This is a genomic window from Burkholderia sp. Ac-20392, from assembly GCF_017104585.1.
In the GTDB taxonomy this organism is placed as follows: domain Bacteria; phylum Pseudomonadota; class Gammaproteobacteria; order Burkholderiales; family Burkholderiaceae; genus Burkholderia; species Burkholderia lata.
On the sequence record NZ_JAAGPB010000331.1, the window covers coordinates 1 to 10,053 of the forward strand.

The 10,053-nt window shown below is 64.6% G+C and carries 12 protein-coding genes; 2 read left to right on the forward strand and 10 right to left on the reverse strand.

The genetic code is table 11. The features are described from left to right. The 4 genes from G3N99_RS27720 to G3N99_RS27735 form a co-directional block, all read right to left on the reverse strand. Positions 1 to 630, reverse strand: a 630-nt coding sequence (locus G3N99_RS27720) for an ABC transporter ATP-binding protein (RefSeq protein WP_206123986.1), incomplete at its 3' end; no start/stop codon positions are given. After that, positions 630 to 1,637 carry a TauD/TfdA family dioxygenase gene (locus G3N99_RS27725; protein ID WP_174934194.1) on the reverse strand — a complete coding sequence of 336 codons (1,008 nt, stop codon included), beginning with the start codon at positions 1,635 to 1,637 and terminating at the stop codon, positions 630 to 632. The genes G3N99_RS27720 and G3N99_RS27725, both read right to left, overlap by 1 nt. A gap of 45 nt (positions 1,638 to 1,682) precedes the next feature. Further along, positions 1,683 to 1,925 carry an MbtH family NRPS accessory protein gene (locus G3N99_RS27730; protein WP_011351933.1) on the reverse strand — a complete coding sequence of 81 codons (243 nt, stop codon included), beginning with the start codon at positions 1,923 to 1,925 and terminating at the stop codon, positions 1,683 to 1,685. 86 nt (positions 1,926 to 2,011) lie between these two features. Further along, complete coding sequence (locus G3N99_RS27735) at positions 2,012 to 2,668, reverse strand: RNA polymerase factor sigma-70 (protein ID WP_174936919.1); 657 nt, start codon at positions 2,666 to 2,668, stop codon at positions 2,012 to 2,014. A gap of 327 nt (positions 2,669 to 2,995) precedes the next feature. On the opposite strand from G3N99_RS27735, the gene G3N99_RS27740 reads away from it, so the two are divergent. Next, positions 2,996 to 3,235, forward strand: coding sequence for a hypothetical protein (locus tag G3N99_RS27740; protein ID WP_041492825.1), 240 nt, complete (start codon positions 2,996 to 2,998; stop codon positions 3,233 to 3,235). 46 nt (positions 3,236 to 3,281) lie between these two features. Continuing rightward, a complete protein-coding gene (locus G3N99_RS27745; RefSeq protein ID WP_011351930.1) occupies positions 3,282 to 3,419 on the forward strand; it encodes an HHHH-motif protein in 138 nt (45 codons plus the stop codon). A 180-nt stretch (positions 3,420 to 3,599) separates the two neighbouring features. Here G3N99_RS27745 and G3N99_RS27750 read toward each other — a convergent pair whose 3' ends face one another. The 6 genes from G3N99_RS27750 to G3N99_RS27775 form a co-directional block, all read right to left on the reverse strand. Further along, on the reverse strand, positions 3,600 to 4,625 hold the full coding sequence (locus G3N99_RS27750) for a fimbrial protein (protein WP_174934198.1): 1,026 nt from the start codon (positions 4,623 to 4,625) through the stop codon (positions 3,600 to 3,602). Continuing rightward, positions 4,622 to 5,368: a molecular chaperone gene (locus G3N99_RS27755; protein WP_206123987.1), complete on the reverse strand. Its 747-nt coding sequence runs from the start codon at positions 5,366 to 5,368 to the stop codon at positions 4,622 to 4,624. Before G3N99_RS27755 ends, G3N99_RS27750 begins: the two co-directional genes overlap by 4 nt. Before the next feature lie 16 nt (positions 5,369 to 5,384). Next, positions 5,385 to 7,838 (reverse strand): fimbria/pilus outer membrane usher protein, encoded by a 2,454-nt coding sequence (locus tag G3N99_RS27760; protein ID WP_206123988.1) that lies wholly within the window; start codon positions 7,836 to 7,838, stop codon positions 5,385 to 5,387. A 118-nt stretch (positions 7,839 to 7,956) separates the two neighbouring features. Further along, a complete protein-coding gene (locus tag G3N99_RS27765) occupies positions 7,957 to 8,469 on the reverse strand; it encodes a fimbrial protein (protein ID WP_034186931.1) in 513 nt (170 codons plus the stop codon). Positions 8,470 to 8,673: 204 nt separating this feature from the next. Further along, on the reverse strand, positions 8,674 to 8,910 hold the full coding sequence (locus tag G3N99_RS27770; protein ID WP_206123989.1) for a hypothetical protein: 237 nt from the start codon (positions 8,908 to 8,910) through the stop codon (positions 8,674 to 8,676). Positions 8,911 to 9,306: 396 nt separating this feature from the next. Continuing rightward, on the reverse strand, positions 9,307 to 10,053 hold a 747-nt coding region (locus G3N99_RS27775; protein WP_241011879.1), incomplete at its 5' end, for an efflux transporter outer membrane subunit.

The following is a 10,053-nucleotide window of genomic DNA, read 5'->3' on the forward strand; positions in this document are numbered from 1 at the left end:
GTACGCGGCCGCCTGGTTCAGGTCGTGCAGCACCCACACGATCGTCAGTCCGCGCGTGCGGTTCAGCGTGCGCAGCGCATCGAGGATGTCGAGCTGGTGATGGATGTCGAGATAGGTCGTCGGTTCGTCGAGCAGCACGATCGGCGCCTGCTGCGCGAGCGCCATCGCGATCCATGCGCGCTGGCGCTCACCGCCCGACAGCGCGCCGACGTCGCGGTTCGCGTCGTCGGCGAGGCCGCTCGTCTCGAGCGCCTCGTCGATCGCCAGGTGATCGGCGCGCGACAGCCCGCGCAGGAAGCCGCCGTACGCATAGCGCCCGTAGGCGACGAGCTCGCGCACCGTGAGCCCCGACGGAATCTGGTTGAACTGCGCAAGCATCGTCAGCTCGCGCGCGAGCGCGCGACGGCGAAACGATGCGAGCGGCTGGCCGTTGACTTCGACATGGCCGGCACGCGCGGGCTGCAGGCCCGCGAGCGTGCGCAGCAGCGTACTCTTGCCGCAGCCGTTCGGTCCGCACAGCGCGGTTACGCGGCCGGCCGCGATCGACAGGTCCAGCCCGTCGATCACGACATGGTCGCGATATCCTACCGACAGCCCGCGCGCGGCAAGCGCGGCGGTACTACGCGTCATCAATCCTCCGTTCGGTCGCGCGGGACCGTATAACTCTGCGCCATCGCGACGACGACCTTGCGCGGCCCCTCGAACGGGTCGCGGGCATGCGCGGTCAGCATGTTGTCGAGCATCAGCACGTCGCCCGTGCGCCACGGGAACACGATGCGCTGCTGGTCGAGCACGCCGCGAATCTCCGCGAGCGCGCCGGCTTCGAGCGGTTCGCCATCGCCGTAATACACGTTGCGCGGCACGTTCTCGAGCCCGACCGCGTCGACGAGCGCTTCCTGCATGTCGTCGTCGAGCGCCGACAGGTGAAACAGGTTCGCCTGGTTGAACCACACGCGGTCGCCGGTGCGCGGATGGCGCGCGACGGCCTGGCAGCGTTCGCGGGTGCGCAGCAGCAGCTCGCCGTCATCGTCGGTGCGCCATGCGCATTCGATGCCGCGCACCGCGCACATCCGTTCGACCTCGGCCGGCTCGTCGGTGCCGAACGACTGCTGCCACGGCAGATCGAGCCCCTGCCCGAAATTGCGCACGTACAGCAGTTCACGCTTCTCGAAGCGCGCAATCAGCGCCGGATCGAGCGCGCGATAAACGGCGCGGCTGTCCGCGATCGGCGTCGCACCGCCCTTCGGCGCCGCGAGCGCGCAGTGGAACCAGATCCGCAGCGGCCATTCGCGCGTGTACGACTGCTCGTTGTGCAGCGGAATCGCACGGTGCGGCGGGTATTCGGTCGACGTGTAGACCGCGCCTTCGACCTGGCTGCGCGGCGTCGATGCGTATTCATAGCCGATCAGCGGATCGCCGAACGACGCCGCGAACTGCTGGAACGCGTCGATCGACGGCACGTGAAAACCCGTGAACAGCACGCCGCCCGCCCGTTCGAGCGTGTCGGCCGCGATTTCGCGCGCCAGCGGCGCAACATCGTCGATCGACATTCCGTCGCTGCCGCGCGGCGACACGACGGTGGGCAGCCCCGGCTCGATACGCAGGTCGTCGAGCGTCGGCAACGAAAGCAGGGTCATGCAACGTCCTCTTCAGGTGGTGCGCCGGAAACGCGGCGCAGCAGGTCACGACGCGCGCGATGCGCGCTCGCCGTCCATCGCGCGGCGCAGGCTCGCGGGGCGCATGTCGGTCCAGACCGTCTCGATGTGCGCGAGGCAGTCGGCTTTCGGGCCGCTCACGCCGATCTCGCGCCAGCCGGCCGGCACGGGCCGGAACGTCGGCCAGATCGAATACTGTTCTTCGTCGTTGATGACGACCGTATAGACGAGGTCGTCGGTGTCGGCGGAAGGCGTCGTGGCTTGCGTCATGATCGGAAATCGCTGAGGCGGTTGAAGGTGGCGAAGCGGCGGTTTCGGCCGCTCCTGTCTGATAGACGATTGGCCGGCGCGGTTTTTTACCGGCGCCGTGCGCGGCCGCCCAGAAACACCGGGCACGCGACGCCGCGATGGCACGCGTCGAGGCATTCCGCGCAGTGGCGCTCCGCGTCGCGCACCATGAAATGCACGAGCGTCTGCGACACGTTCAGCGCGCGCGCCGCGGTCTGCAGCGTCTCCTCGCGCAGCCGCACCATCTCGAAGGCCGCGCGGCTGCGCGCCGGCAGGTCGTCGAGCGCCGCCCACACGCGCCGCAGCGTATCGCGCGTCAGCAGCGCGGCTTCCGGCGTCGGCTCGGGCGACGGCACGTCGAAGCCGTCGTCCTCTTCCGTGTGATAGACGTTCTCGAGGCTTTGCCGGCGGCACGCATCGATCGACGCATTGCGCACCATCCGCGTCACGTACGCGACCGGCTGGCGCACCGCGTCCTGGTTCGGGAATTCGACGAGCTTCACGAACACGTCGTGCACGACGTCCTCCGCGCGGCTCGCGCAGCCGACGAAGCCGCGCGCGACATTGACGAGCATCGCGCGATGCGAGATCAGCACGTCGAGCAACGCACCCTGCGCACGGGGTTCCGCGGGACGGCGCGCACGCGGCGGCCGGTCGGGAAAACTGCCGAGGAACGGGTTCGCCGCTGCCGCCGCCGGTCGGTCGAGCACTTCCGCCATCGCCATCGATCTGCTCCGTCAAATTCCGAGATAGCGCAATTTAACGTAAACGCAAATCATTCTCAATCCGATTACGAGATATCCCTTTCGGCTGTCAGGATTTGTCTGAACAATCGGCGAAATCGTTGCTTTGACAGATAGGACGCCAGCCGGCGGTTGCGGCGCGCGGCCACTGGCGCGTCCGTGCGGCGTATACGGCTGCCGCTTGCGCCGACACGATCTTTCACGGTTCTGACGAAACGCCTGCGCCTGTCATGTGCGGTAGCAACTTATTACCACGTGAAATTTTGAGGGCTCGTACGATCGACGTGCCGTTTCCCAAGGGAGAACAACATGAAATCCATCGTGTTATCCGCTGTCATGATTGGTGCGCTGTCGAGCGTGATGCTCACCGGATGCGTCGCCTATCCTGGCCCGGCCGAAGTCACGATCGGCTGGCATGGCGATCGTTACTGGGACGGAAATCGCTACTGGGAGCGCCGCGACTGGGAGGCTCAGCATCCCGCCGGGCATGACGACCGCCGCGACGATCGCCGGGATGACCATCGCGACGATCAGCGGCCGCAGTGGTAATGCGCTGCCGCTCCCGTGATCCGCTATTCAACGACAGGACCTCAACATGAAGACGCTACTCAAGACCCTGACCGTCGCGGCGCTCGCCGCCGCCGTGCTCGTGCCGGCCATCGCCGAAGCGCATCCGCACCGCGTGTGTCACTTCGATCATCACCATCACAAGATGTGCCGCTGGGTGCGCTGAGCATCGCGCAGCAGATGTGAGAAACGCCGGCTAGCCGGCGTTTTTCGTTTTACCGACGCTGCGGTAACAACTTGCATCGAACGATGCAACGCACGGCCGGTTGGCGTCCGGCATGCATTGCCGCCGAGCGTTTCGTCACCGAGGCATGCGCGCCGGCACGCGTGGGCCGCACCGTGTGCGTCAATAGATGAACAGCCGAATCGTCGCCGTACCGTTGAACGGACCGATCTTGGGTGGGCCGAACGCCTTCAGCACGGCATCGAGCGTCACGCTCTGGTAGTTCACGCTTCCCGGCATCTGGGCGAGCACGAACTGTTCGTTGAATGCAATCGCCTTGCCGTTCCGGTCCTCGATGCCGATGCCGAAATTGCTATTGGGATCCGGTACGAGCAGCCCGTTACGCACCGTCTGCGACGTCTCGAAGTAGCCGTCCACGCGCACCGGCACGTTGCATTGCTTGGTCAGCGCGAGACTGAACGACTTGCGCGGCACCGCGGGCGAAAAGCCGTTGCCCGTCGCCTGCACCTGGCCGAACTTCACGATGCCGGGCTCGGGGGTGACCTTCACGTCGACCATGCAGGGTGTCGGCTTGAGATTCTGCAGACCGCTCAGCTTGTAGCGGAAGCTTCCCTTGCTGTTCAGCCCGCGCTCGCCGTCGAACTGAAACACCGCGTAGATATCCGAGGGCGGCCTCGTCCACGCGCCCCGCTTGCGAATGACCACCTGATACGTAATGCTGATGGGCCATTTCGGACACATCCCGGCATCGACCTGCCGGTCGGTCATCTCGCAGATTTTCACGGAGCGGTGCGTGTCGATGCCGTTCCCCGGCTGGCTGCTGCGTCCGTAATAGTCGGTGCCCTCGAAGCGGATGCCGACTTCGAGCCCCCACGCGGCCGGATTCTGTTTCTCCGGGTTTGCATAGAAGTAGATCTGTTCGGGGAAATTCTGCAGTCCGCCGATATCCTTGTAGCAATAGCCCGTCGTCGTGCGCGGCGGCGACACCCAGATCACGTAACCATCCGGCGCGTCGGTCGGATACGACGCGACATTGCCGATCGCCTCGGTCAGCGACAGGCCGCCGTTGTCCGCAATACACTTCAGTGCCCACGCAGGCTGCGCAACCGCGACGAACAGCGCGAGCACACACCACCTGACCCAGGCCGGCATTCGCGAAGCGATGCCGTTTCGTCGAACGCCGCTCATTTCTTCACGCTCTTGCAGGCACCGGCCTCGCACGCATACTCGACCGCCACCTGGCCGCCGTAGTCGTCCACGTGCGTGACGAACAGCGTCGCCGGCGTCGCGGCCTTGAACGGCACGTTGGCCGTGCTCATCGGGCTCACCATCACCGGGTCCAGCGGCACATGCGTCTTCTGCGCACCCGAAGCCACGTCGACGATCGTGATGTGATACGGCGTCGGATTGTCGAACACGAGCGTGTGCGCAGCCGAATCGACGCGCAACGTCATCGGCAGCGTCCAGTCCTCGTCGCGCGTCGGCTGCACGGCCTTCGGCCGGTAGAACAGCTTCATCTGCGTATGCAGCGCGATCTGCAGTGTGTTCGGCGTATCCGTCTTCGGCGGCACTTCGCGGATGTTCAGGTAGAACACCGATTCGCGATCGGCCGGCAGCTCGGTGCCCGGCAGCTTCGCGATCCGCAGCACGTTGCGCTCGTTCGCCTCGACGCGCTGCAGCGGCGGCACGACCATCAGCGGCGACGTGATCTTGTTGCCCTTCGCGTCCTCGAGCCACGACTGCACGAGATACGGATACGTCGTGCTCTTGTTGGTGATCGTGACGACCGCGGCCTGTTCGCCCTCGTTGAAGATCACGCGCGTGCGATCGGGCACGATCGCCGCCTGCGCGGTGCCCGCGAACAGCGCGCCGGCCGTCGCGAGCGCACACCATGCGCGCCGCGGAAGGGAAAGGGAAAAGGAATTTTTCATCGCTGGATCCGTGAATTCATCGTTCGACCCGCGCAGCCGCTGCATGCGACTCGCCGGGCGTCTGGCACGTCACCGGAATCGGCGTGCCTTCGAGTTGGAGCTGGTTCGGCAGCGTGTCGATCGTGCAGAGCGTGCGTTCGCCCGCGCGCACCGCCAACGTGGATTTCGGCTGAACCTGGGTCAGGAACGCCGCCCCGCTCTCGCCGACGATGCCGAGCTCCTTGCCGTTCGCCGCATCCTGCACCGACGCACCGAACGGCAGCGGCTTGCCTGCCGGGTCGGTCATCGTCAGGTACAGGTTGCAGCCACGCGCGGCGGAAAATTTCACGAAGCCGATCGCGCCATCGGTCAGCACCATGCGCTGGATCGGATTCGACACCTGCACTTCGAGCGGCAGCTTCTCGACGTTGACGGTCGCGTCATAGACGTTGTACGGCGAGATGCCGTCGAGCACCGCGTAGCCGCGCGAGTCGGTATGCGAGAGCGTGCCGGACAGCGGCACATCGGGCACGCCGTCGGTCGACACCAGCAGGCGCGTGTCGCCTGAATTGCCATTCGCATGCGCCGACACACCGTATTGCGTCGCGACGAACGAGCCGTCGACTTCGAGCGACGCGGCCGCATACGCATTGGCCAGCGTCGACGCCTGGGCGGTCAGCTGATATGCGGACGAGCGCTGGCGGTAGCTCGCGTTCGCCGACGCACGCCCGTCGGTCGCGCCCGCGTTGATCTGATAGGTACGGCCATTCGGATCGTCGTAGATGTAGCCCGCGTTCACGCTCGTGCTGCCGCTGCCCGTCGTCAGGTTCGACGTGACGGTGTGACGGCCGCCGATCGGCAACGTCGCGGTGACCGAGACCTGGTTGCCACTTGCACCGGCGCTCTGCGTACGGAAGGCCGACACGCTCACGTTCAGGTTGCGCAGCGTGCCGATCGAGAACGCCCGGGTGAGCGTGAGGCCGACGCGCTGCTCATTCGCACGTTCCCAGTAGGTCGTCTGGTCGTACGAGAAATAGGTCGACGTGTCGCCGAAACGCTTCGACAGCGTCGCCGAGTAGCGCTGCTTGCTGTTGGCGAGGCCGTACGCGGTCGGGTCGCCCGAGAACTGCGCGAAGTTCGTGTATTCGCGCTCGGAGAAGCGATAGCCGAAGAAACGCACGTCGGCATCGAGCCCGTCGAAGTGCTTCGAATAGTTGATGCGGTACGAGTTGCCGTTGCGGGTCGCGCCATTCCACCACAGCTTCGCCCGCGCATGCGTGACGTCGGCCGACAGCGCGCCGAACGCGCCGAAATCGCGGCCCACGCCGAGCGCGATCGACGTGTAGCCCGACGCGGCGATGAAGCCGCCATACGCCGTGACGTCGAACGGCAGGCCGTAGGCGATTTCACCGAAACCGAAGAATGGCGTGATGCCGGCGCCGCCGAACAGCCGCGGCTTGCCGACGGCGGCCTTGTAGCGCAACTGCCCGGCACGCGCGAGGAACGGCACGGCGGCCGTCGTCACCTGGAAGCGCTGCACGCTGCCGTCCTCTTCCTCGACCGCGACATCGAGCGTGCCCTGCACGCTCGTATTGATGTTCTGCAACGCGAAGGCGCCCGGCGACACGCGCGTCACGTACAACACGCGACCTGCCTGCGATACGGTCACGGTCGCGTTGGTGCGCGCAACGCCCGAGATGAGCGGCGCATAGCCGCGCAGCGAAGGCGGCAGCATGCGGTCGTCGCTGCGGATCGACGCGCCCGTCAACGCAAACGTGTCGAAAATGTCGGAAGTCAGGTAGTCGTCGCCGAACGTCACCGTCGACTGGATCGACGGCAACGCACGAAATGCATAGAGCCGGCTGAAGCGGAACGTGCGGTCCGCATAGGCCGTATTGCCCACGTTCGATTGCGCCTGGTAGTCGCCGCGAAAGCGCCATGCATCCCAGTTCGCGCCAACCGTCCCGTAGGCCTGGATCGAATTCGTCTGGCTGCCGCCCGCACCGAAGTTGCGGTTCGTGTTCGCGATCACGCGATAGTCGAGCATCGCGCCTGGAATCCCTTCGGACCAGCGCGACGGCGGCAGGTAGGTCGAGTCGGTGAACTCGAGCGCAGCCTGCGGAATCGTGATCTTGAGCCGACCGTCGCTTTTCAGGTAACGCACGGTCGTCCCCTCGATCGCGCCGAGATCGACGCAACGCCCACCCTGGAAGCGCGGCAGGTCCTTCGCGAGCGACGGCTTCAACCCGAACTGCGCGACGAGCTCCGGCGGCAGGCACGGTTTGCCCGCCCCCGACGTGTCGACGGCGATGAACTCGATCGCCTGCAACCCGTAGAACAGGTCGTTGACCTGCACGTCGAGCATGTACTCGCCGGGCAGCGTGAAGTCCGCCTGCGAGAACTGCGACAGGTCGACGTTGTTCGAACCGTCGATGTTCAGGAACGACGAATTGAATTCCGTCGCATGGCTCTGGCTGCCGACAACCAGCACGGAGACGCAAAGGAAGGAATGTCTGATTCGCACGCGGCGCTACCGGAAGTCCAGGGAGAGGGAAAAGGAGAAAAAACGAACGAGGAAGGGTGTGTGCACCCTTCCCCGGTACAGCGGCTTACTGGTAGCGAACCGTGAAGTTCGCCACGCCGTCGGCGGTACCCGGCGTCACGCCGGCTGCGGTCGCTTCGTACATTGCCGCGAAGCGTGCGATGTTCGTGCCGTTCTGCAGCACGGTCGGTGCCTTCTGCTCGGCGCCGTTGTCGAGGTATTCGCCCGACGCTGCCTGCAGGCGGATGCCGACGTTGGTTGCCGACCCGATCGTCGCGAGCAGCTTCGGCTGGCCTGCGCTCGACGTGCCCGTGAACGTGAAGTACGCGTTCTGCGCAATGCTCGTGTCGCAGTCGGTCAGCTTGATGTCGAAGTTGGTCGGCGTGGACTTGTCGCCAGCCTGCTTGAACACGTTGGTCGGCACCTTGCCGAGGTTCACGGTCTGGTTGACCGAACCCGAATCGATGCCGCATGCGCCCGCGACGATCTCGCCCGTGAAGTTGATCGTGCCGGTGCCCGCTGCGAAGGCCGAGGTCGACAGGGCCGCGAGTGCGACAGCGGTCAGGATGGATTTTTTCATGACGTTTCCCGTAAGGACTGCAAATGGAGTAGATGACGTGGCGGATACAAACGGCAGCGCATGGTGGCTTCCGTCCGACACGAGGCGGCATTATCGAGATAATCGTGAAAGTTTTCTGTAAATCATTGTCAAATGCTTCTGACAATGTCCGATTTAGCCCTCTAAATCCGAACTATTTCCTGTCGATTTTCAATCCACCAATTTTTATCCGCAGTCCTTTTTTATTTTTTGGAAGCAATTGAAGATTAAAGAAAATTTCCATCGGCAGTCGATACCACCCCGCTGCTCCTTGCCAGTATTGGCTTCGGCAAAATCATCCGCAAAAAGGACAAAACATTGTCCAATGCCGCCATCGTTGCCGGACGACAACGCCAATATCAAATCATTTTCAACAAACAGGAAATTAACCGGCGATTCAATCAATTCAATTCTTTCGCGCAAACGATTGCGACATCAGTACAAACGTTTTACTGCGACACTTTGCCGCCCTCATTATTTCCAATATATAGTTAATTCGATCGTCAATTCCAGATCGTAAATCGCCCGCATGAGTGGCCGCCGGAACCCGACATCGGGACCGCATCGCATGAGAGAAAGAAGGAAAAACAACCCGCACACGTTTGCGCGGATTGGCGACCCGGGCAACCGCAAGACGAAGGGCGTTCCGAAACGCGCATGTGCGCGTGGCGACAGGATGAAAAAGCGTCCTGGCCGGCCTGTCAGTGGGGAAAGATATCGCTGGAACAGCGGGATGGATCGAAGGAAGCGGCGGCGGCACGTCGAAGCGTACCGCCACCGTCATGCCGCCCGACGCGCGGCTGCGTCAGGCGACGGGCATTACGCGGAAGCCGCGGCTTCCGCAGATGCCGGCGACCAGCCGCCGCCGAGCGCACGGTACAGCGTGATCGCATTCGCGAGCCTGAGCTGCTTGAGCCGGATCAGCTCCTGCCCCGACTCGTACGTGCTGCGCTGTGCGTCGAGCAGTTCGAGATACGTCGCGACACCGCCCGCGTAACGACGCTCGGCGAGCTTCAGCCGCGCGCCGTCGGCCGCATACACGTCCTGCTGTGCGGCAAGTTGACGATCGATCCAGTCGCGCGCGGTGAAGGCATCGGCCACTTCGCGGAACGCGGTCTGCACCGTCTTCTCGTAATCGGCAACCGCGATGTGCTTGCGCGCATTCGCGACGTCGAGATTCGCGCGATTGCGGCCGCCCGCGAAGATCGGCAGCGTGACGCGCGGCGCGAACGTCCACACGCTCGTGCCGCCGGTGAACAGGCTCGAGAACGCGTCGCTGACCGAACCGTAGTCGCTCGTCAGCGTGATGCGCGGGAAGAACGCGGCGCGCGCGGCGCCGATCTGCGCGTTGGCGGCCTTGAGCCGTGCCTCCGCCTGCCGGATGTCCGGCCGCCGTTCGAGCAGCGTACTCGGTGCGCCGGGCGCCACCGGAGCGATCGACAGCGTGTCGAGCGCGGTCATGTCGTCGGGCACGTTGCGCGCGAAGTCGCCCGCGAGCAACTGCAACGGAGCGCAAAGGGTGCGGTTGGGGCAAGGGGTAGTTTCCGGTGGACGAACAGTGGGTGT